The organism is Sulfitobacter mediterraneus (assembly GCF_016801775.1).
Taxonomy (GTDB): Bacteria; Pseudomonadota; Alphaproteobacteria; order Rhodobacterales; family Rhodobacteraceae; genus Sulfitobacter; species Sulfitobacter mediterraneus_A.
Genome location: NZ_CP069005.1, coordinates 100,672 through 121,133 on the forward strand (window position 1 = coordinate 100,672; position 20,462 = coordinate 121,133).

23 protein-coding genes are annotated in these 20,462 nt (G+C 59.2%); 8 read left to right on the forward strand and 15 right to left on the reverse strand.

Annotated features, from left to right (window positions below):
* Positions 1 to 129 precede the first annotated feature (129 nt).
* Both JNX03_RS19095 and JNX03_RS19100 read left to right on the forward strand, forming a co-directional pair.
* Positions 130 to 2,223 carry an ATP-dependent nuclease gene (locus JNX03_RS19095; protein ID WP_203199925.1) on the forward strand — a complete coding sequence of 698 codons (2,094 nt, stop codon included), beginning with the start codon at positions 130 to 132 and terminating at the stop codon, positions 2,221 to 2,223.
* Positions 2,220 to 3,959, forward strand: a complete 1,740-nt coding sequence (locus JNX03_RS19100; protein ID WP_203199926.1) for a UvrD-helicase domain-containing protein — start codon at positions 2,220 to 2,222, stop codon at positions 3,957 to 3,959. The genes JNX03_RS19095 and JNX03_RS19100 overlap by 4 nt, the downstream gene beginning before the upstream one ends.
* Positions 3,960 to 4,107: 148 nt before the next feature.
* Here the strand turns inward: JNX03_RS19100 and JNX03_RS19105 are convergent, their stop codons facing one another.
* From JNX03_RS19105 to JNX03_RS19175, 15 genes are all read right to left on the reverse strand, one after another.
* Positions 4,108 to 5,184, reverse strand: coding sequence for a type IV secretion system protein (locus tag JNX03_RS19105; protein ID WP_203199927.1), 1,077 nt, complete (start codon positions 5,182 to 5,184; stop codon positions 4,108 to 4,110).
* 12 nt (positions 5,185 to 5,196) lie between these two features.
* The gene (locus tag JNX03_RS19110) at positions 5,197 to 5,466 is read right to left on the reverse strand and encodes a hypothetical protein (RefSeq protein ID WP_231014205.1); all 270 of its coding nucleotides are present in this window, start codon (positions 5,464 to 5,466) and stop codon (positions 5,197 to 5,199) included.
* Positions 5,467 to 5,606: 140 nt separating this feature from the next.
* Entirely contained in the window at positions 5,607 to 5,801 is a 195-nt protein-coding gene (locus JNX03_RS19115; RefSeq protein ID WP_009807516.1) for a hypothetical protein, read from the reverse strand.
* Entirely contained in the window at positions 5,798 to 6,784 is a 987-nt protein-coding gene (locus JNX03_RS19120) for an ATPase, T2SS/T4P/T4SS family (protein ID WP_057821933.1), read from the reverse strand. The genes JNX03_RS19115 and JNX03_RS19120 overlap by 4 nt, the downstream gene beginning before the upstream one ends.
* Positions 6,785 to 6,788: 4 nt before the next feature.
* A complete protein-coding gene (locus JNX03_RS19125; protein ID WP_203199929.1) occupies positions 6,789 to 8,168 on the reverse strand; it encodes a TrbI/VirB10 family protein in 1,380 nt (459 codons plus the stop codon).
* Positions 8,165 to 8,860: a TrbG/VirB9 family P-type conjugative transfer protein gene (locus JNX03_RS19130; RefSeq protein WP_203199930.1), complete on the reverse strand. Its 696-nt coding sequence runs from the start codon at positions 8,858 to 8,860 to the stop codon at positions 8,165 to 8,167. The genes JNX03_RS19125 and JNX03_RS19130 overlap by 4 nt, the downstream gene beginning before the upstream one ends.
* Positions 8,861 to 8,862: 2 nt before the next feature.
* The gene (locus tag JNX03_RS19135; protein WP_203199931.1) at positions 8,863 to 9,519 is read right to left on the reverse strand and encodes a virB8 family protein; all 657 of its coding nucleotides are present in this window, start codon (positions 9,517 to 9,519) and stop codon (positions 8,863 to 8,865) included.
* A 111-nt stretch (positions 9,520 to 9,630) separates the two neighbouring features.
* Complete coding sequence (locus JNX03_RS19140; RefSeq protein ID WP_203212344.1) at positions 9,631 to 10,440, reverse strand: type IV secretion system protein; 810 nt, start codon at positions 10,438 to 10,440, stop codon at positions 9,631 to 9,633.
* A complete protein-coding gene (locus JNX03_RS19145) occupies positions 10,440 to 11,594 on the reverse strand; it encodes a lytic transglycosylase domain-containing protein (protein ID WP_203212296.1) in 1,155 nt (384 codons plus the stop codon). The genes JNX03_RS19140 and JNX03_RS19145 overlap by 1 nt, the downstream gene beginning before the upstream one ends.
* A complete protein-coding gene (locus JNX03_RS19150; protein WP_197918508.1) occupies positions 11,584 to 11,751 on the reverse strand; it encodes a hypothetical protein in 168 nt (55 codons plus the stop codon). The genes JNX03_RS19145 and JNX03_RS19150 overlap by 11 nt, the downstream gene beginning before the upstream one ends.
* Entirely contained in the window at positions 11,748 to 14,111 is a 2,364-nt protein-coding gene (locus JNX03_RS19155) for a type IV secretion system DNA-binding domain-containing protein (RefSeq protein ID WP_203212297.1), read from the reverse strand. The genes JNX03_RS19150 and JNX03_RS19155 overlap by 4 nt, the downstream gene beginning before the upstream one ends.
* Positions 14,101 to 14,379, reverse strand: a complete 279-nt coding sequence (locus tag JNX03_RS19160; protein ID WP_203212298.1) for a type IV secretion system protein VirB3 — start codon at positions 14,377 to 14,379, stop codon at positions 14,101 to 14,103. The genes JNX03_RS19155 and JNX03_RS19160 overlap by 11 nt, the downstream gene beginning before the upstream one ends.
* Positions 14,372 to 14,665 carry a TrbC/VirB2 family protein gene (locus JNX03_RS19165; protein ID WP_012187323.1) on the reverse strand — a complete coding sequence of 98 codons (294 nt, stop codon included), beginning with the start codon at positions 14,663 to 14,665 and terminating at the stop codon, positions 14,372 to 14,374. Before JNX03_RS19165 ends, JNX03_RS19160 begins: the two co-directional genes overlap by 8 nt.
* Positions 14,662 to 15,276, reverse strand: a complete 615-nt coding sequence (locus JNX03_RS19170; RefSeq protein WP_203212299.1) for a lytic transglycosylase domain-containing protein — start codon at positions 15,274 to 15,276, stop codon at positions 14,662 to 14,664. Before JNX03_RS19170 ends, JNX03_RS19165 begins: the two co-directional genes overlap by 4 nt.
* Before the next feature lie 43 nt (positions 15,277 to 15,319).
* Positions 15,320 to 15,673 (reverse strand): hypothetical protein, encoded by a 354-nt coding sequence (locus tag JNX03_RS19175; RefSeq protein WP_012187321.1) that lies wholly within the window; start codon positions 15,671 to 15,673, stop codon positions 15,320 to 15,322.
* 215 nt (positions 15,674 to 15,888) lie between these two features.
* On the opposite strand from JNX03_RS19175, the gene JNX03_RS19180 reads away from it, so the two are divergent.
* The 6 genes from JNX03_RS19180 (at position 15,889) to JNX03_RS19205 (ending at position 20,460) form a co-directional block, all read left to right on the forward strand.
* Complete coding sequence (locus JNX03_RS19180) at positions 15,889 to 16,137, forward strand: hypothetical protein (RefSeq protein WP_044029511.1); 249 nt, start codon at positions 15,889 to 15,891, stop codon at positions 16,135 to 16,137.
* A 124-nt stretch (positions 16,138 to 16,261) separates the two neighbouring features.
* Positions 16,262 to 16,519 (forward strand): helix-turn-helix domain-containing protein, encoded by a 258-nt coding sequence (locus JNX03_RS19185; RefSeq protein WP_012187319.1) that lies wholly within the window; start codon positions 16,262 to 16,264, stop codon positions 16,517 to 16,519.
* 167 nt (positions 16,520 to 16,686) lie between these two features.
* On the forward strand, positions 16,687 to 16,914 hold the full coding sequence (locus JNX03_RS19190) for a hypothetical protein (protein WP_012187318.1): 228 nt from the start codon (positions 16,687 to 16,689) through the stop codon (positions 16,912 to 16,914).
* Positions 16,915 to 17,593: 679 nt separating this feature from the next.
* Positions 17,594 to 18,595, forward strand: coding sequence for a TRAP transporter substrate-binding protein (locus JNX03_RS19195; protein ID WP_203199937.1), 1,002 nt, complete (start codon positions 17,594 to 17,596; stop codon positions 18,593 to 18,595).
* Between the two features lie 111 nt (positions 18,596 to 18,706).
* Positions 18,707 to 19,201, forward strand: a complete 495-nt coding sequence (locus tag JNX03_RS19200; protein WP_203199938.1) for a TRAP transporter small permease — start codon at positions 18,707 to 18,709, stop codon at positions 19,199 to 19,201.
* A complete protein-coding gene (locus JNX03_RS19205) occupies positions 19,201 to 20,460 on the forward strand; it encodes a TRAP transporter large permease (RefSeq protein WP_203199939.1) in 1,260 nt (419 codons plus the stop codon). Before JNX03_RS19200 ends, JNX03_RS19205 begins: the two co-directional genes overlap by 1 nt.
* Positions 20,461 to 20,462: the final 2 nt, after the last annotated feature.

The following is a 20,462-nucleotide window of genomic DNA, read 5'->3' on the forward strand; positions in this document are numbered from 1 at the left end:
GATAAATGCCCCAGCATTCGACAGTCGGAAGAACAACCATGAATTCCTCCGGCCAAAATCCACAATTCTTGACTATTTGCGGAAGACAAGTTTCCACTCGCATGAAGCTGTTAATTTCGGAGAGAACGTGTGCGCATTAAAAAAGTTCGGGTTCAAGGATTCCGCTTACTGCGTGACGTAGAGCTTATGCTCGAAGACACGGCGACGGTGGTAGTGGGTCGAAACAACAGCGGGAAGACGTCTCTCACTGACGTTTTTAGATGCTTCGGATCAGGCGGTTCATCTTTCAGGCTGCAAGATTTCTCGGCTGCGGATCGCACCAAGTTTGCCGCTGCAAGGAAAGCCAGGCTGGCGGGGGCAGCCCCTCAGGACGTGCTCGCCATGCTGCCAACGATTGCGATCACAATTACCATGAGCTACGATAAGGCAGCGCCCGACATAGGTCCGATGTCGTCCTTTATGATCGACCTCGATGCCAATTCGGATATTGCCATTGCGCATGTCATCTACGCGCCTCGATTATCGGCCCTATCGAGCCTCTTGGATTTCGAGGCCGACGCCGAAGCCTCTGAACCGAAGGTTGAGTTCTATCGCCACATCAAGGAAATACTCGGATCCGCGTATGAAATCGAAGTGTGGGCACTCGATCCGACCACCCCGAGCAATCGACGTCGCCTGAATGTGAACCATCTCAATGCGCTGATGAAGTGGGATCTGGTGCGGGCGCAAAGAACACTCGATCATTCTGGCCATGGCGACGCCGACGTCATAGGTAGCCTCTTAGGCAACCTCTACAAGACCGCCAAAGCCCCCACCGCCGCGGTGGCCGATCAGTTACTCGCCGCGCAGCTGAAGTCTTCGGTCGAGGGAATTGAACGCGGAGTCCAGGAAGATTTCGATGCAGTTCTAGCGGGCCTGCTGCCGGCGATGGACGTTCTCGGCTTTCCGGGGCCTAACGACACGACGTTGCGCCCAGAGACGGTCTTGAATGTCGAGGCCCTGCTCAACGATCACACAAAGGTCGTCTATGCCAGCAACGATGGGGTGCATCTACCCGAGGGCTATAACGGACTTGGTACCCGCAATCTCATTTATATGCTGCTTCAGTTACAGAGCTTTCACAAGGAATACAGGGCTCGGGAAACGCGGCCGAACACGCATCTAATTTTCATCGAAGAGCCCGAGGCTCACCTCCATCCGCAAATGCAGGAGGTTTTTATTGCCCAACTGCAAAAGGCTGTCGCCAAGTTATCTGAAGGATATCCCGATGAACCGGCGTGGAAGGTACAGTTCGTCATCACGACCCACTCGCCTCACGTCGCCAATGCTGCCACGTTTGAAGCGGTCCGCTACTTCCTCAACGCGGACCCGGTCGTCGCAGGCACTCGAGAGACGAAGGTCAAGGACTTCAAAAAGGGCATGGCGACCATCCCGGACCCAGATAAAGACTTCCTGCACCAATACATGACGCTCACGAAATGCGACCTTTACTTCGCCGACAAGGCGATCATGGTGGAGGGAACGACGGAGCGCATTCTCGTGCCGAAGTTATGCGACCTAGCGGACTTGAAGCTCCCGATTGAATACAAACTAGCCCGGCAGTACGTGACTACAATGGAAGTGGGTGGTGCATACGCCCACCTGTTCTATCCCCTGATCGACTTTCTGGAACTCAAAACGCTCGTCATAACCGACATAGACTCCGTCATTGGCGTCGCGGTGAAGACGAAGACTGGAAAGGACACCACCAAGTACAAAAAGTGTCTTGTAGTGGATGGCGAACGCACCAGCAATTCGGCCATCAGGCATTGGTTCGACACGACTTCCAGCCCTAACCCACCCCACATCAAGCCTTCAGATCTGCTTGCCAAGACGGACGAGGAGAAAACTTCAGGGGTCCGCCGGCTCGCGTATCAGATTCCGGAGGTGAAAGGGACAGACGTTTGTGCCCGTAGCTTCGAAGACGCCTTGGTACTAGCCAATCCCAAGCGTTTTGAACTCGAAGAAGATGAGAGCATGGCATCCGACGCATGGGAAATGGCCAAGGATATGGGGAAAGCGGATACCGCCCTGCAATTCGCTATCAGGGAAAAGGATTGGGTGGCGCCGCGTTACATCCGCGAAGGATTGGCCTGGCTGGCTGAGCCACCTCCACCGCCTTCCGAGCTGCCGCCGGTCCAACCGCCGGACACCGATAGCAAAGCTTCGGAAGCGGCGTCGTGACCAAATCAGTGGAAAATCCCGCCATCATCGCGGCGCAAGCGGCACAGGCCAAGGTCGACGCCTGCCTCGATGCAGGAAAGAGCTTCCGACTTGAGGCGGGCGCAGGCGCAGGCAAGACCTATTCACTTGTAGCCGCCCTCAAGAAGGTCATAGCAGAGCGGGGGCGTTCACTGGTTCAGGCCGGTCAACGCGTCGCGTGCATCACCTTTACCGAAGTCGCTCGTGACGAAATCGCCGTGGAAATCGAAGATCATCCGGCAATCTTGGTGGAAACGATCCATGCATTCTCTTGGGGCTTCATGGCTTCGTTCCAATCCGCTTTGCGGTCTTTGCTGCCGGAGCTGGAAAGGCGATCGGCGGCGATCATTGAAGCCGGTGGTATTGGCGAGAGGGCTGTGGTCTACGATTTGGGGTTCTTCCGGATCGAAGAAGACCAGATATCGCTCGCGCATGACGATATCCCGGCGCTTATGGCCAAGCTGCTGTCATTGGAGAAGTTCAAGCGTCTCCTCACGCAGCAGTTTCCCGTACTGTTCATCGACGAATACCAGGACACGGATCGCGACTTCATGAATGCGATCGACGAACAATTTTTCAAGGGCGACGGTGGTCCGATGGTTGGGTTGTTCGGCGATCACTGGCAAACGATCTATCGGAGCGAATACGAGCTCGCCCATTACTCTGTCGAGGCTATCGATAAGGGATCGAATTTTCGCTCGGCGCAACCCATCGTCAATGTTCTGAACCGACTGCGACCCGAATTGCCACAGGTCGTTAGCGACCCTGATCTGCCGGGCGAGGCACGCTTTTTCCACGCTAACGCCTACAATGGGGAGAGGACCAACTCTCCCCATTCCAAGAACGACTTACCGCCTGAAATGGCGAAAGCGGCCAGGATCAACCTGATGGCCCGCCTAGAAGCGGAAGGTTGGGTGCCGGAGAAAACCAAGGTTTTGATGCTGACCCACAGTGTTCTTGCTGCTGAACAGGGCTATCTGGATATTGCAGAGGTCTTCAAGGGGCGAAACGATCAATTTGTCAAAAAGGAGGACCCAGTCGTCAAGTTGCTGACCGAGGTCGTCGAGCCAATGTGTGCTGCTTATTCAGACGGCGACTACGGGAAAATGTTCGATATTTTCGGGGCTGGTCCAGCTATTCGAAGCCACGCAGACAAACTCGCCTGGCGCGCCGATATGGACCATCTTCTCAAACTGAGAGCCGATGGCACTATCGGTGAGGTAATTGATCACCTCAAGCAGACGAGCCGTCCGGCTCTCTCGTCGCGGATCGTCAAGAGAGAGGACGATCTTAAAGCGCTCCAAGGACAACCGATTCCCGAAGATATGGGGGCTCTGCAAAGGCATGCCAATCTGCGGGAAGTGCCCTATGTAGAAATCATCGAGGTCGCCAAGTTCGTCGAGGGCTTCACTCCATTCGCGACGCAGCACAGCGTCAAGGGTGCCGAGTTCGAGAACGTTCTGGTCGTCCTCGGAGGTGGATGGAACCATTACAATTGGCCTCAACTGCTTGAATTGCTGGAAACTAAAGGCCTAACCACAAAGAACACCAAAGCCTTCTATCGCTCCCGAAACCTGTTCTACGTGTCGATATCCCGGCCCATGAATCGCCTTGCCGTGCTCGCCACTCAGACCTTATCTGAAACCGCCTTGAAGGCCGTGGCGCATCTGTTTGGAGTCGAAGGCGTGGAGGAACTCCCGCTTGAACAATTGGCCTAGCCTCTTGTTTGCTCAGGGAAGGCATGCCGCCGATCCGAAGTGGTGCTATTGGCAATTTCAGAAGGCGGCTGGAATGGCCGAAATGAGGGCGCGAAAGTGCGCGAAGCAGACTTTGGCTTTGAGGTAGTCGAGCGGCGGCTCAGGGCCGTCACCGTCGTCCAAGTCGACCCAGTCTTGCCAGCTGCGCCAGCATTTTTGACCCCGAGTCTGCGGATCCTGTGCCTCCTGCGGAACCCGTCTGCCCCATCCCTTGCCGAACAGGCATCTGCTGCACAGCGAAGAACTGCCGCGCTCTGAGGGCTGCATATTCCGCACCGCTTGCCCCACCGATCAGGTAGCGATTGTAGGCCTGCTGGCTGCCCATTGCGGCGCGGGCAAAGCTGTAGCCGCCGCCGAGACCACCGGAGAGGGCGGGCATCATGATGTTTCCGGAGATCGCGCGGACGATGAAGGGCGTGGCAATGATGAAGCCCTTGGCCATGAGGACCATCATGAAGAAGGGGATGAGCGCGCCTATGTTTGAAGCCCCTTCCGGGTCGCCAAGCTCACCGATCAGAGCGGAAGAGACGCCAGTGATCGTTGCGAACACGCCGGCGACGACTATGGGGTAGAGTGCGAAGGAAACCAGTGCCGAAAGCCATCGCGCGAAATAATCTTTGGTCACTTCGAAGAGGGTCAGGAAGATCATCACCGGGGCAATCCCAATCAGGAGTGCGATCATCAGGCGGGATGCCACGAGAATGAAGGCGGCGAGCCCACCGAGGATCGAAAGTAACAGCACCCCGACAATGTCGAGCATGGCACCTGCCATCCAGTTCAGCTCTGATCCGGCTGCATTGAGGTAGTCGCCGAGTTCCGCGATCAGCCGGTCAAACTCTTCGGCAAAGGTCCCAGAGGGACCCGGGGTGCCGCCACCGACTGAGGCGACAAGCGCGCCCGCAATGCTGTCGATGCCGGCCAGGATGGCGGTGGAGAGGGCGTTGAACTGCACCCAGTTGGTCGCGAATATCCCGAGGAGGCCGATCTTGACTGCCAGCCAGAAGGCCGTGCGCCCGTCCATCGCCTTGTATTGGTAGATCATGTTCAGGAAGACGAGAATCACCACGAGCGTTGTTCCCAGGACGAGAAGCGTGCCGACCGTTGCCGCGACCGACCCGAACTGGGTTTCTGCTGCGGTGTCGAGATAGCCCTGGGAGGTTTCAACGAAATAAGTGACGACGCTCATAACGGGACTACCCTACCAATTGCCTGCAGCTTCGCAGATGGCTTTGGCGGCAGGGCGGACGGCGCTGGCGCGGCGGTTGTAGGCGTCCGAGGCCTGCAGCATTTCCCAGCGTTCGTCACTGGCGTGGCGCTCACGAAACGCCCCCTCGGCATCGTCCCAGGACGGGAACCGGATCTCGCAAGCGCAGCTGCCAGTCTCTACGATGCGTTCAAGATTTTGGGCTCGGTAGATGTCTTGAACCAGCACGCGCTGATAGGCTTGGCGCAGGGGGATCTCCTGCATCCACACGGGTTCAGCGGGCCGTTCTGGACAGACGTCGAAACTGCGCTCGAGGGTCGGCACGAGATTGCGCTCAGCGAAGCCGGGTGCCGACGTTAGGCCCAGGACCAGCGCAGTCAGTACGAGGGTACAGCCCGCCTGCCTCATGCCGTGGCTCTGGCGGGTGTGGTCTCGCGCTTCAGGAAGACAGTGTGTCCCACATTGGCGAATTCCGAGGAGCTGATCGACACGACCTCCCAGCCTTCGGCCCCCTTCACATTTAGGCTGGCCTGCATGTCGGCAAGACTGGTTTTGCGGGTCATGGGAAAGGACAGGATATCGTATTCAAAGGTTTTCATTGGGAAGCTCCGATCTCATTGTTGCCGGGGAGGTAGAATTCGGTGATCCCGCGTTTGCCATCATGGCGACCGGCCTGGATGATTACGTCGATGGAGTTCTCGATGTACTGGATCATGTCGGCATAGGTCATGGGGATCTCGGTCTTGAGTGCGGCGATGGCCAGACGCTGCACGGCAAGTTGCGGGGTTTCTGCGTGCAGCGTGGTCATTGAGCCGCCATGGCCAGTGTTGATCGCCTCGAGGAAGGTCATGGCCTCCTTGCCGCGCACCTCTCCGAGGATGATCCGGTCGGGGCGCATGCGCAACGTTGCGGTGAGCAGCACATCGGCGGTCTGGAACTCCGCATCGCGATTGGCGATGAGGGTCACGGCATTGGGCTGGGTCGGCAGAAGCTCGGCGGCTTCCTCGATGGTGACGATGCGTTCCTCGGATGGCACGTGCGAGAGGATCTTGCGCGCAGCCACGGTCTTGCCGGTGGAGGTGCCGCCAGAGACGATCATGTTAAGCTTGTTGTCGACGCAAAAGGCTAGCGCATCGTCGATCACGCCCGCGGCCACAACGTCGCGCAGTTCCCGCGTCTTCTCGAGACGCAGTTCTTCGAGCTTGCGTTCTTTGCCATAGAGAAAGTCGAGTGCGATCCCGTCGAGTGGCAGGCTTGAAAAGAACCGAAGGCTGATCGACATGGCGGTTAGCACTGCAGGTGGAGTGATGACCTGCGCCCGGATCGGTCGCCCCTTGTAGGTGATCGAGACCGAAACGATCGGGCGATCCTTGCTCATTGTCGTGTTGGCGGAAGAGGCGATCTGGTTGCCGAGGTCTTTGACTTCTGTTGCGGTCAGCCTCTGGTCCAGCTTTCGCATGAAGTGATCGCCCTGGAATTCTCCCCAGCAACTTCCGTCAGGATTGATGCAGATCTCGATGACATCGTCGCGGGTGGCGGCGGCGATCCTGTCGAGGGAGGTTTCGAGATAGCTCAGCGACATGGGCTCAGAAAATCTCCAGATCGCGGTCGACCATCACCGTGACGCGCGCGCCCTGGTCGACGTAGATGACGGGGCCGATTGAGAGGTAGTCGCCGATCACGCTGTCCGTGGCATCGGCCAGATCATCGCCCACGTCTTCGAGCACGTCCGCGGCGGTCTCATCCTGGACGTTTGCAGCAGCAGCGCTTGGCGCGGCGGAGATCAGCGATATCAACGCCGCTGAGCCGAAACGCTCATCGAAGCGCGTGTCGACAAAGCCGGTCACGCCGGAGCGGCCCAATTCGTCACCCCCGAAAGAGCTGATCTGGATCGTCTGGTTGTCGGGCAGGATGATCCGGTCCCAGGCGATGGTGACCCGGCGCTGCGCGATATCGACGCCAGAGCGATAGCGCCCGATGAGACGGGACCCGCGCGGGATCAGGAGACGAGAGCCGTCGACGCTGTAGACATCTTCGGAAACGACGGCACGGGTCTGGCCGGGTAGGGAACTGTCGAGGGCGGTTTCCATGACGGCCTGGATCATTGTACCCTGAATGATGGTGTTGGACGGGTTGGCGATGACTTCTGCCTGTGTCACCGAATTGGGCAGCGCGCCATTCAGAACGAAATCCGTCACTTCGCCAAAGGTGCGCTCGGTCAGCGCCGTCTCATTCGCACCGGACGTGCCGCCAAAGGCGATGGTGGGCGAGGTGATGCGGCGTTCCTGAAATGCACGTTCCTCGGCCGCGCGGCGCTCAAGTTCCGCGAGCCGTCGTGCTTCCTCCTCGCGGCGGAGCCGTTCTTCTTCCCGCGCGCGCAACTCGTCCTCGGTGGGTCCGATGGGTGCGGGGAGCGGGCGGTTGGCCTCGAGTTGGGCCAGTTCCAGATCCATGCGGAGTTGCTCAAGGCTGCGATCCCGCGCCGTGAGTTCGTCCTGGAATCGTTGCTGTGCGGCTTCCGAGGCGGCTTGGAGCGCAGCGATCTGAGCGGTCAGCGCGTCGATCGCCTCTGCGGCGGCCGTGTCTTCTTGGACCACCGGCTCAGGCGCGTTGCGCAATTCCTCGATCTGGGCCTGAAGGGCTGCGAGCTGTGCCAGAAGCTCCGCATTTGGTTCCACCGGTTCCGGCGCGAACAGAACGACTTCGGGCTCAGGCGGGGGCAGGGTTTCGATGGCGCCGAACCCGTCGCCTTCGTTTTGGAACACGTCCGGCGTGGCCGTGGGTAGGGCCTCCTCTTCCTCGGGTTGGGACAGGAGATAGAGCAGCGCTCCGCCAGCACCGATTATTAGAACAACGACCAAGGCCAGAAGTGGCGAGCGCCGCGGGGCAGGGGGCGAACCAGCGCCCTTGCCTTGTTCGAGGGCCGCGAGGCGTTTCTCGAGGTCTGTGTTTCCGGTATCGCTCATGAGCCTACCCCCGCAGGTGGTGTGGCCTCGATGCAGACCACCTCCTCTCCGATCCGCAGCACCCATTGTCGGTTCACTCCTGAAACCCGGATCACACCGTCCTCGGTGGCTTGCGTGTTGACCGTGCGCTCACGGCCATTGGCGTAACGAAAGATCGCTGGCACCGGTGCGTTCCGTGGGAACTCAAAATACGTGAACGTCCCGTCATCCCAGACGCGGGCAGGGGTAAACTCGGTCCGCGCGCTTGCACCGTAATTATAGTTCGGCGCTTGGGCTGCGATGGCACGTGTGGGGCGGCTGGTATCCTCGGGGTAGCGGAACTGGACCACGTAGAAGGTCGGACTGCGGGTCTCCTGGACGTTAAAGTAGTAGCTCCGCCGGTTCGTATAGACCGTCACGTTGGTATGGACACCGCGCGCGACGGGTTTGATCGCGAAGGCCTGACCGCCGGGTACGCCGTCGATCTCAAACCCTTCCGTGTCACCCGCGATGATCGAACGGATGCTTTCACCCTCGCCGAACTCGATGGTGGTGACATGGGTGAGCGAGACGCTGAGACGGTAGACCTGACCCTCCTGGTAGGTGGCCAAGCGCACTCGGCTGTCGTTGGGACCGCCACGCGGGATGGCTTCGGCAGAGGCGAGGCCGGGCAACAGGGCAATGACAAAAATAAGCGATCTTATAAACAACAACGTCAGTTCTCCAATCTGTCGGAGCGGATGGAATACTCGCGGACGGTGAAGCCGAATGGATTGGTCCAGACCTCATCGATGGAGCGGCGGGTCTCCGGGCGGAACTCGAAGAGAAGCGTCGCAGTGAAGAGGCCGGTCTGGACTCCGTTAATGGACGTCAGGCGCTTGCGCAGGCGGACCGTCGCGCGGTTGGTTCCGATCCGGTTGATGCTGAGGATTTCCACGTCGAGACGGGCATTGGGGCCATAGACCGTCGGCGGATAGTTCTCATTTGCGCTGTTCCAGATCTGGCGCAGCCCACTTTCGGCGGCCCCGTCCGAGCGGCGCAGGACGCTGCGGATGCGCAGATCGTTATCGAGCTGGTTGTAGACTTCGCGGTCAGTCACATAGCGGAATACTTCCGCCTCGATGATCGCCTGGTTCGCGGTCACCGAGGAAGCGCCCACCGAGGCTTCGGGGAGTGCAAAACCAGTGGCAGGATCATAGGGGACAACGACAGGCGGGGGATCGACATCGAGGATCGAGACAGCCGCGGCACTTAGACAGCCGATGATACCGAAGACAAGGCCCATCAGGCCAAGGCGTTGCCAGAGCCGTTCGCGGCGTAAGGCACCATAGACCAGTTCTTCCTCGATGATTTCTTGTTCAGTCGCCACCATTCATGCCCCCACTCGGCGTTTCGAAATAAGCTGAATCGGTTCTTCGCTGCCTCTCGCTGCGCTCGAACGCGAAAACCGATATTTCTTTTTGGGGATCAATTTCGAAACGCCTTAGTCTGCCCGGAGGTCCGGCAATGTGAAATCCATGAAGCGCTGCTCTTCGGCGATGGTGGCGGCATCGATCACGCCGCCGGTGCCGTCACCCACGGTTTGCACGGCTTCGAGTTGCCACATGGCGACAAGTGCGATGGCCAGTTCCGCCGTCACGCGCGTGTTGAGATCGATGCTTTCCTTGAGTTCGTCCATGTCGTCGATGAGCCCGACGAGCCGGTCGACGCGTTCCAGCGATTGTCCTGCGTCCTCATAGCTGTTCTGGGCCGCGGCCGAGACGAGCGCGCCGGTCGTGGCTTGTGTTGCCACGCGGTTGGCCCCGGGATTGCCGCTGGTGGCCATTTCCGAAAGCGTGTCATCGTCAAACCCGAGATCGGCCAAGACCCGATCCATTTGGGTTTCGATCTCGCCCGCGCCGGAACCGGAGAGGCCGGAGAAATCCCCGGTCTTGATGGCTTCGATGGTGGCGAGGATATCGCCGAACTCCTGGTCGAGCAGGCCGTTCAGCTCGTCCTCCATCTCGGTGCGGATGATTTCCGGCAGTTCGGCGAGGCGGGTGAGCGCCTCGTAGGTCCGTTGCAGCTCCGCGAGTTGGTCCGTGAGTGTCGCAAGCTGTTCGCGGAGCTGCGTCAGTTGCTCGTTTTGCAGGATCTCGTCTTCGATCATCTGCCGGAGCTGCTGGATGTTTTGCGCGATGTTCTGGGTGTCGACGACGGGTACACCTTGCGCCATGGCAGGGGACAGGGTGCCGAGATGCAGGCCGATCCCAAGCGTCGTGGCCAAGGCCGTTCTCATGAGTAAATGTCGCATCATTCAATCTCCCTGATCGTGAAGTCCATGAACGCGCCCTCGGCCAAGCGGGCGCTGGCCTGGGCCAATTCTTCGGCGCTCAGGACGCGGGTGCGGGCTGCCTGTAGCCGGATACGGGCGGCCACGAGACGCACGAGTTCGGCGCGCGCATAGGTGTTGAGCGCGACGCTATCCTGCACATCTTCGGTCGTGGAAATCCGCTCGACGATGTCCGCGATGCGCAGGGCGGCTTGCCTGATCGCGGCGGGCGCGTTGTTGCCATAATAGGCCGCGCCATGCCCGGTGAACGAGAGGTTGGCATTGGCCAGTAATGCGGGGTCGATCGTGCCGAGCGCTTCGATCCCGCCGATGCGGCTGAGGTAGAGATTGTAGCGTTCGGGGATGACCTGGACGTAGTGCTGGGTCTCGGCGAAAGGCGGGACGCCGCCATATTCGAAGACTCGGCCGGGTCCGGCGTTATAGGCCGCGAGCGCGTTGATGATATTGCCGTCGAAGGTGTTGAGCTGGGCCGCCAGGTACCGCGCGCCGCCATGCACCTGCAGGTAGGGGCTGTCATAATATTCCGGGTTGATCCCGAGATCGCTGGCCGTGCCGGGCATGATCTGGGTGAGGCCAAAGGCCCCGACAGGCGACCGCGCACCGATGGTGAAGCGGCTTTCCTGCCAGATGAGCGCCTGCAACAACGCGCGCCATTGAACGGGGGAGAGGCCCGCGCGGCCCACGCCCGCGAAACCGCTGGTTTCCTGAGCGACGCGGATGATGAGTTGCTCAATGTTTTCGGCGGCATCCCCGAACATCTGTGCGCCGCCGGGATTGGGGTCGATCTCGGCATTGCCGTAGACCGTTTCGACGGAACGGGCTGGATCGCCGCTGCCGCTTTCCAGCCCGGAGACCATTGCCGGTAGGCCCTGACCGCCGAAGCTGGTCTGGGCATCGAGGATGCGCTGCAGGGTTGCGAGTTGCTCGCGTTCGATCTCGGCAATGAGCTCGCGCACGGACAGCTTGTCCGCCTGGATCGCAAGGTCGGTCTCGCGATCTCCGGTCTCGACGATATCGCGCGCGGTCAGCCCGCTGTCATCGGTCGGCACGCCTTGGGAAAGGGCGATGCCGGGCAGCAGGCAAAGCACGAGGATATGGGGCAGTTTAGACTTCAATGCCGCCCTCCGGCGCGCCGAGGGGCGTGAAGGTGCAATCAGGTGCTGTGGGTGCCGTCGAGGCGAGGAAGGTAAAGCAGTTGGCCTGTGGCTCCTGGTACTGGGCGCAGGAGGCCAACACACCAAGCGCAGAAAAGAACAAGAAGATACGGGTCATGAAAGCCTCCAGAAATCAGGGCGGTCGCGGTAATCGGCGCCGACGAGCGCTTCACCTTTTTCCATGCCGCCGAGGATGGTGAGATTTGGCCCGAGGGCGCTCAGATCGGCATCGACGACGATGGATCCCTGGTCGTCGCGGATGAGTGCAAGGCGGCTGTCGCTGCCGGTGTTGAGAAGCACATCGAGTTCCTTCTCATAGAGGTTCAGCATCGCGTAGTCGGCGGCATGGGCGCGGATGTTCGGGAGCAGGATCTGCGTCGGCACCGCCTCGACGATGGTCTTGCCGGTCCGGGTGCGTTCGAGCTGGCTCGCGTATTGCGTCATCATCACCGCGACGGTGTTCTGCTTGCGCGCGGTCACCAGCCAGTTCGACAGCCGCTCGGCGAAATACGCATTGTCGAGCGCCTTCCAGGCCTCGTCGATCACGATGATGGTGGGGCGGCGATCCTCGATCTCGCGCTCGACACGGCGGAAGAGATAGGAGAGGACGGCCATGCGTTCCTTCTCGGCTTCGCTGTCGAGAATGCCGGTGAGATCGAAACCCACCACATCGCCTTCGAGCGAGAAGGTGTCTTCCAACGTCTGGCCGAATATCCAGCCGTAGCGGCCTTCTTCCGTCCATTCGAGCAGGCGCTGGTGAAGATCGCCGCCATCATCGGTGGACACAAAGAGCGATGCAAAATCCCGCCAATTCCGCAGGGCCGGATTGGAGGCCTGCGCGTTCTGACGCACGACTTCCTGGATGCGGTTGGTCTGCGCGGGCGTCAGCGGCTTGTCGGTACGATAGAGCAGGGTGGCGAGCCAGTCCGAGAGCCAGGCGGTGCCGCGACTATCGGTTTCGGTCCAAAGAGGATTGAGCCCTGTGGGTTGCCCGGCTTTCAAAGATGCGTATCTCCCGCCATTGGCGCGGACCGCCATCTCCATACCGAGACGGTAGTCGAAGACGAAGATCCGCGCCCCTGCTCGACGGGCTTGCGTCATGAGAAAGGCCGATAGCACCGATTTGCCTGAGCCGGGCCGTCCCATGATCAGCGTATGCCCGCTGGTCGGTTCTTTCTCGGGACTACCTTGCTCGTGATAGGAAAAGCGGTAGGCGCTCTGCTCGGGCGTAGGCAGGTAGGTGATGACCTTACCCCAGGGCGTCCTCGAGGCAGGCTTACCAAGCTGCGTCCGATGAAACGCCGCGAAATCCGCGAAGTTGCGATTGGTGATCGCACTTGCGCGCACACGCTTGGGCTGGTTGCCCGGATGTTGGCTGAGGTAATGTGCTTTGGCGGCGACCCGCTCGCCGATCATCTTTACGCCTTCGGCGGCGGCGGCGTTGACGATCTCGGCGCTCAGTGTCTGCAATTCGTCCAGCGTTTCGCAGAAGATCGTCACCACCATGTGGTGCTCGCCGAAGCTCTGGCGCTTGGCCTCGAGATCATCGGCAGCAATGTCGAGCGCTTCCATGAGCGACAGGGCCGCGTCCTGCGAAGCCTGCATCTGGCGCTTTTGCCGCTTGATGCGACCCGCCATGAGGTTCGAATTGATCGGCGTGAAGGAGTGCGTGACGATCATGTCGACAGGCAGGTTCAGCATGTCGAACATGGTGCAGGAGGTGCCTTCCGAGTATTCCCCGATGGTGAAACTCTTGCCGTAGCGATGCCCCACCACGCCTTCGGAGAACTCGAAGTGATCGCCTTGGAACGTCACCCGGGTATTGGCGACATTGAAAGACAGGAAGCCGTAGGTGTTTGCCGGATAGAGCGGCAGTTCCGTTCCCGTGTTGAGCGCCCCCAGAAACCCGATCAACTCGCCGCTTTTGGCGGTTAGTACGCGCGGATTCAGCTCCGTCAAGCCTGACAGGAAGACACTCACGGCCTCGCCCAGACGGCGCAGGCGCTTCTCGGTTGCTTCCTTGAGGCGATCCGGCGCGCTGCGGTTCAGGAACGGCAGGACGCTTTTTGGAGGCGGGCGATGGATGATCGTAAGGGTGAGCGTCTTGTCGCGCAGCCCGCTGGTCTCTAGCTTCTTGCGCCAGAGCCGGTCGACTTCTCCCGCGAAACTGTCCTCGCGCAGCGGCTCGAGGTCCGGCGTGATCGCCTTCGAGACCTTATGGACGTAATAGCTGAACTCCGGCCCCAATTGCGCAATGATCCGGGCAAAGAGCGCGGTCACCTTGTCGAGATAGGCGTCATCGGTCGTATAGCTATTGACCCCGTCGAGCCGGATGCACTGGAAAAGCTCGTTGACCCGGGTCCGCACGGTCCGGTCATCGACGAGGCTCACATAGGGCAGCATGTGCGCGAGGCGGGTCTCGTGCGCGTACCAGTCCGGCGTCATCGTGCGGAGATCAAGCGCGGCTTCACGGGGCATAGCTGTCCCCGCCATGTATGGACCGGTTCCGCGTCGGCGGTGTCTCCTGCAGCGCCGTCATCATGACGTCGATGAAGCGCGGATCCCAATCGGCGGCCTTCCACAATACGGGGTAGAGCAGGGCGGCCATGCCCAGCACCGCGATGTGCTGCACCCAGACGAAGAGGAGCACCGATCCGAAGAGCCAGACCATTGCGTACATGATGGGCAGGCCCAGAAGCTTCGGCGGCCGCACGAGACCCAGAAAGAGGGGCGAGCGCTCAGCCACCGGCAAAGACCGCGGCAACGATGGTGGGAGCGGCGGCGACACCGGCGATGCCGACAAGCACCCAGAGGGCCTGGCGCAGATCGATGATGTTGAAAAACCAGCTCAAGAAAACGCCGAGAACAGCGAGCGTCGCGATGACGACGCCGAGCGGGCCGGTCAGGGCATCGACGATGCCCTGCAACAGGCTCTGGATCGGAGAGAGATCAATGCTCTGGGCGAGGGCGGGTTCGGCAATCAGCAGGAATAGCGCCAGTGAGGCGACGAATAGGTTTGAAATCTGTCTCATGAATTTGATCCTTCCAATCGGGCCACGACGGCCATGACACGGGCCACGTGGTTCTGGGTTTCTCGGTAGGGGGGAATGCCGCCGTACTGGCGCACTGCATCCGGGCCCGCGTTGTAGGCTGCGAGCGCGAGCCGCGGATCGCCAAACGTCTCCAGCATCATCGCGAGGTAGCGGGCGGACCCGTCGAGGTTTTGCAGCGGATCACGCGGGTCAACACCGAGATCACGCGCCGTCGCGGGCATCAATTGACCGAGGCCAATGGCACCAGCGCTCGAGACCGCATCCTGCCTGTAGGCGCTCTCGACTTCGATATTTGCACGGTAGAGGGTCAGCCAATCACGAACCGAGAGATCCGTGCGCCGCAGCCCGGGATGACCGGCGTAGCGAAGGGCGGTGGATTCGATGGCCGAGAGAACATCGGCGCGGGGCAGGGGAGCGGACCGCGCTAGGGATGCCATCTGGATTTCGTCTGGCCCAAGGTCAGTCTCGCCGAGGATAGCCAGGTCATCAGCAGAGGACCCCTGGCCGATGCCGTCATTGTAATTGCGGGCAAAGCTTTGCTGGGAGCGGGACGGGGTCAGAGAGCCATCGCTCTCCATGACCAGTACCATCTGCGCAGTGGCGGGACCCGCGAGATACCAGAAAAGGAGAAGGCTACTTGCTGCTGCCCTTGTCGGTCGCAGCCAGCTTGTGCGTCGTCCGCTGGCCTTCTTCGAGCGGGACATCGGCATGGGAGAAACCGATGCCGATAAGGAAGGAGACCACGCCCGTGATGGTTTTGAATTCGCGGATCTTGATGTCGTTGTAGGTCGTTCGGGTTCGGGCCGTGACCAGCAGCTTTTCCACACCCTCGTCAGAGACGACACGCATGATCCAGACCCCGTAATAGCTCGGGCCCTTCTTGTGTGCCGATTCCTGGCACAGGATTTCAGCGCTATAGCCACTTTCCACGAGTTCGCGGAAACGTGCTTCCGTAACCACATTTGGTGCTTCGATGTCCCAGTTCATGGCCCGGCTCACGCTTTCTTCAAACGCGCAACATCCGGGCATTCCCACTTGAAGCCCAGAGTTACGATAGTATATTATTAACTGCAAGGATATATTGCAGCGATACGGCTGTATCTCGGTTGCTCAAACTCTAGGCATGTCCATTGGCGTCTATCAAGGAAATAAGAGGTTCTAGAAACCTACGGTTGAGACGCTTCCTCGCTGCGCAAGTTTGGATACTCATTTTCCTCGTTGAGGAGGCAAACAGTGCAGGAAGCTGTCTCGCCCCGGTCCGGCCCTTCGTGCCAAGCGATTCGCAGGCCGCCCGGGATTATGCCGACATCATCCGACGGGACTTTGAGGTCTACATCGCGGACATTCAGGACTACTTTCGCTGCCTCGAGCAGGAGCGTGCGCGCGCCTTCGAAGAAGCCCGCGAAGTCAGTCAGGATTACGGTCGGTTTCTCGAACTGGTGGGGGATTGATGGGCCTCTGGGCATGCACCAGACTTGCACCCCTTGGAAACCAGACGCCGATAACATCCTCAAATATCTACTTTTTAGATAACGGATTTCATCCGCTAGCGACGTCACAAAAGGTATGTGACGCGTGGCGAAAACAATCAGAACAAATGGCCAGTTGGCGCTCGTCCGTGCGTTGGTTGATGCACGTCAGAATGCAGGTCTCAGCCAGCAGCAGTTGGCGGCGAAGCTCAATCGCCACCAGTCGTTTGTGGCACGTCTCGAAAGCGGCGAGCGTCGTATCGACGTCGTGGAGTTTACAGTTCTGGCGAGGGTCATTGGCTTTGACAAAAATGAAGTCCTGTCGATTGTCGAAGCTGCCACGGAGTCCGACCACAAGATTTGAAAACAACGAAATTTTGGGAGGCACCGCATTGGACGTCCCCACGTGAAGTGAGCTCCTTCAAGGAAGAGTAGCCAGCAAACATCCACCAATTGCGTCATGCTTTGCAGGCGAAGCCTGAGAACACGATGCCGCGATTGCAGCGCCAAAGTGCAGGAAGTCAGTAAACAGTGGACGATGATAAAGGTGAAGGCGTTGCGATCGCCAATCTGATCGGGACCGACGGGCGTAGCGTTGTTGGTTGGGTGTATCGCTGGAGTACGAGTGAGCTTGCGGTGATGTGGGGCGTCCATGGGTCCAAGCCGGTATCGGAAGCCCGGCCGGATCTGACTGAGGAACAGAAGCAGGAAATCGACTTCGACGGTTTGAAGCGGATCGGAAGCGGCGACAGCAAATAGGCTTCTCAGGTAGCCGCCAGTTCATATTGATGGATACGGTACGCCAGCATACCAGAAATTGGGGCCGCACGCGGCGAATGCGGACTCTGAGCCCAACCCGGTCATCGCCTTCTTTTGCTGCGTGTACAGCAGCACAAAAAATCACCGCAGATGCTCGGTCCAAAACGCCGCGCGGCAGCAGAGATCGCCGCCATTTGTCCATGGGGCAGCGAGAAATTCGACAGCAATTCACAGGCCGCGGACTTAGTTGCCATTTGACGATCAGTGTGTGAGCGATCGCTGATCGCATCGATATCTAGGCCACCTTTGCGAACGGTCCTGCCTTTCGCCATCAAATAGCGGGTGTCTTTCCCTTATGCGGCATTAGTAGGTTCTCAGCCCAAAGTTATGGATGCTGTGACCTGCACGAATTTCCTCAAACCGCAGCAAGCTAGCATTAGGTAGGACAATGCCGGTCTAATCGCGATCTTGTTTTTGTTTCAAACCAATTGGCCAAAGGCAAAGGGTTCCCAAAAAGCGTTTGCCCCCTGTCCGGCAGCGCCATTGGACCCAACGTCACATTGCACCACCAAATTTAGAAATTGAATTTTTATTCTAATTTTTGGTAAAACAGAGTCGGGCGCTTGAGGAGGCGCCAATGTTCGGCCTCGAGACTTATTCGGGCCATGGGAGGATAGACATGATAAAACCGCTCTTCAGAACCGCCGCTGCCGCCGTGCTTGCAGGTGCCCTGTTACCCGCCGCAAGCTTTGCACAGACAGAATTGAAGGTCGCCACACTGGCGCCGGAAGGCACGCCCTGGTACGATTTCATCGCCAAGTGGAAGGAAAACGTCGAAGCCGCGTCCAATGGCGAATTGCAGCTTACGATTTTTCCGAACGCCCAGCTTGGCAATGAGCTGGAAGTCTGGAACAAGGTTGCGCGCGGGCGCGTCGACATCGGGGTCTTTTCAGCTGCCCCCATGACCGAGAACGTGCCCGTCACGGCTCTGTTGAGCACTCCGTTCTTGTTTGAGAAATCCGAGACCATCTACTGCGTTCTGGACCGCGAATTACGTGAGGACCTAACCGCGATGATGTCGGACAAGTTCCAGGTCATCGACTGGGCCGAAAATGGTTGGGTGCAGGTCTACGCTCAGGATGATCTTTCGGATGTTGCCAATGCCGAGGGGTACAAGATCCGGGCCGCTCCGCATGCGATGTCTCGCACCCTGATGACCTCGATTGGGGCCAATGCTATTGAAATCCCTTATGCAGACACTCCGGCGGCATTGCAGACCGGGCTGGTCAAAGGGGGAGAGTCGATTGGCGTGTCCTATGTCGCCTTTGGCATCAACAAGGTTGCGCCGCACCTGACCGTCACCAGCCATTCGCACCAGTCAGGCGTTATCCTGATGGGTAAAAAGAACTGGGGTAAGTTGTCCGCAGAGCATCAAAAAATCCTCGGTGACGCCACTCCTGACTTGTCGATCCTGCGTCAGGGCATTGCCGGCATGGATGCCTATTTGCTGGGCCTGCATGAAAAGGCCGGAGGTGGCGTGCATCGTCTGACGCCAGAACAGCGTGCGGCGTGGAAGGCCAAGGTCGAGCCGAACTGGGCCTCGATGGTCGAAAGCATGGGACCAGAAGCACAGGCATTCTGGCCAAAAGTTCTGGAAGCCAAGAAAGCCTGCGGCGAGTAACCTCTACCCGAAGGGTGGCTGCATGATGCGTGGTCATCAAGAGGACAAGGTCTGGCGCCCTCTGGCGCCAGCGCGCCTAGCCCAGTCTGAACGCCCATTGGAGGTGACGTCATGACGATGAACAGACGCATTTTGACTCTGCTGTTTGTAACCGAAGCTGCCGTGGCGATTTCCGCCTATGTGGTGATTGCCGGGTTGCTTTTGGCCGATGTGCTGATGCGCGAACTGGCGGGAAGTTCGATTTGGGGCGCACAGCGCATTTCGGTGTACCTGATGATCGTGATCGGTTTTCTGGGGCTTGGTCTCGCGGCGTCAAAGGGACGGCACTTGCGTCCCCGCTTCATGGACGGGCTGTTTCCTGAACACATGTCCGCTACCGCTGACCGTATCGGCAGCTTTATCATGATGGTGATCTTTGCCGGGTTTGGCGCTGTCGCGATCGAGTTCCTGTTGGAAGCGATCGAGTACGGCGATGTGGCCCGCGTGGTACGTATCCCGCTGTGGTACATCCAGATCATTGTTCCTTATGCGTTTTTCTCAACGGCCCTGCGTTATGCGATATTCGCGGTGAGTCCTGATCTGCGCCCTGACGAGGCGCTTGAGTGATGCTGTGGATCGGACTGATAGTGTTGATCTTTGGTGCGCTTGCTCTGCGGGTGAACATCGCGGCCATTCTCCTAGTGGTAGGGGCCTATATCCATTTCTTCTGGGGCGACGCCGAGCTTACTTACATCCTCGAAGACATGTGGTCGGCCATCGACAAAGAGGTCCTGCTGTCGATCCCTCTGTTTCTGCTGTGCGGTTCGGTCATGGGCAAGGGTGCCATTGCCGAACGGCTGATCAACGTGATGCGGGCGCTCACCGCGCCGGTTCCAGGTGGCATGGCGCTGGCCACCATCCTGACCTGTGCAGTTTTCGCGGCGATTTCCGGCTCGTCTGCGGTGACGCTGATTGCTGTTGGCACCATCGCGTACCCCGCGCTGATCAATGACGGCTATTCCAAGAGCTTTGCGCTGGGTGCACTGGCAACCGGCGGGACCTTGGGTGTGGTGATCCCGCCGTCGATTCCAATGATCCTATATGGTATCGTCACCGAGACCTCGATTGTCGATCTGTTCACGGCAGGCATCCTGCCGGGGCTGTTCCTGACTACTCTTCTCGGCATCTACACGGTGATCGCAAATCGCCATGTCCGACGCGAAGCCTTTTCCCTGACCCACCTGATTTCCACGTTGCAACAGGGTGTGTGGTCCTTGCTGATGCCGGTGATCCTTCTGGGGGGCATCTATTCCGGTCACTTCTCGCCCACGGAGTCGGCGGCCGTGGCGCTGGCCTATGCGCTGATTGTTGAACGCTTTGTTCATCGCGAGCTGACCCTGCGCGACCTCTATGACACCGCGATTGACACTACCACCATGATGGGCGCGCTGTTTCCACTTTTGGCGATCGCGCTCAGCATCAACCTCCTTTTAACCACGCAACAGGTGCCCGGTGCGTTGACCGAATGGGTATCGTCCTATGTCTCGGACAAGACAACATTCTTGCTGATCATCAACGTGCTCTTGCTGTTGGTGGGCTGCATCATGGACATGGCCTCTGCCATTCTGGTTCTGGCGCCGATCCTGCTGCAGATGGGCGAGGCCTTTGGCATTGATCCAGTTCATCTGGGGGTCATCATGACCGTGAACCTGGAAATTGGACTGCTGACGCCTCCGGTCGGGCTGAATCTTATTATCGCCATGACGGCCTTTCGCGAACCTTTCGGTCTGATCATCCGCGGCGTGATCCCCTTTATCCTGATCATGCTGTTCGGGCTCCTGGTGATCGCCTTTGTGCCGCAGCTGTCGCTTATGCTGGTCGGATGACG

Coding starts and splice junctions, on each gene's coding strand:
- JNX03_RS19105 (WP_203199927.1), bottom strand. CDS start 5,184: ATGAGCGTCGTCACTTATTTCGTTGAAACCTCCCAGGGCTATCTCGAC.
- JNX03_RS19110 (WP_231014205.1), bottom strand. CDS start 5,466: ATGCAGGAGATCCCCCTGCGCCAAGCCTATCAGCGCGTGCTGGTTCAA.
- JNX03_RS19115 (WP_009807516.1), bottom strand. CDS start 5,801: ATGAAAACCTTTGAATACGATATCCTGTCCTTTCCCATGACCCGCAAA.
- JNX03_RS19120 (WP_057821933.1), bottom strand. CDS start 6,784: ATGTCGCTGAGCTATCTCGAAACCTCCCTCGACAGGATCGCCGCCGCC.
- JNX03_RS19125 (WP_203199929.1), bottom strand. CDS start 8,168: ATGAGCGATACCGGAAACACAGACCTCGAGAAACGCCTCGCGGCCCTC.
- JNX03_RS19135 (WP_203199931.1), bottom strand. CDS start 9,519: ATGGTGGCGACTGAACAAGAAATCATCGAGGAAGAACTGGTCTATGGT.
- JNX03_RS19140 (WP_203212344.1), bottom strand. CDS start 10,440: ATGCGACATTTACTCATGAGAACGGCCTTGGCCACGACGCTTGGGATC.
- JNX03_RS19150 (WP_197918508.1), bottom strand. CDS start 11,751: ATGACCCGTATCTTCTTGTTCTTTTCTGCGCTTGGTGTGTTGGCCTCC.
- JNX03_RS19155 (WP_203212297.1), bottom strand. CDS start 14,111: ATGCCCCGTGAAGCCGCGCTTGATCTCCGCACGATGACGCCGGACTGG.
- JNX03_RS19165 (WP_012187323.1), bottom strand. CDS start 14,665: ATGAGACAGATTTCAAACCTATTCGTCGCCTCACTGGCGCTATTCCTG.
- JNX03_RS19170 (WP_203212299.1), bottom strand. CDS start 15,276: ATGGTACTGGTCATGGAGAGCGATGGCTCTCTGACCCCGTCCCGCTCC.
- JNX03_RS19175 (WP_012187321.1), bottom strand. CDS start 15,673: ATGAACTGGGACATCGAAGCACCAAATGTGGTTACGGAAGCACGTTTC.
- JNX03_RS19195 (WP_203199937.1), top strand. CDS start 17,594: ATGATAAAACCGCTCTTCAGAACCGCCGCTGCCGCCGTGCTTGCAGGT.
- JNX03_RS19200 (WP_203199938.1), top strand. CDS start 18,707: ATGACGATGAACAGACGCATTTTGACTCTGCTGTTTGTAACCGAAGCT.
- JNX03_RS19205 (WP_203199939.1), top strand. CDS start 19,201: ATGCTGTGGATCGGACTGATAGTGTTGATCTTTGGTGCGCTTGCTCTG.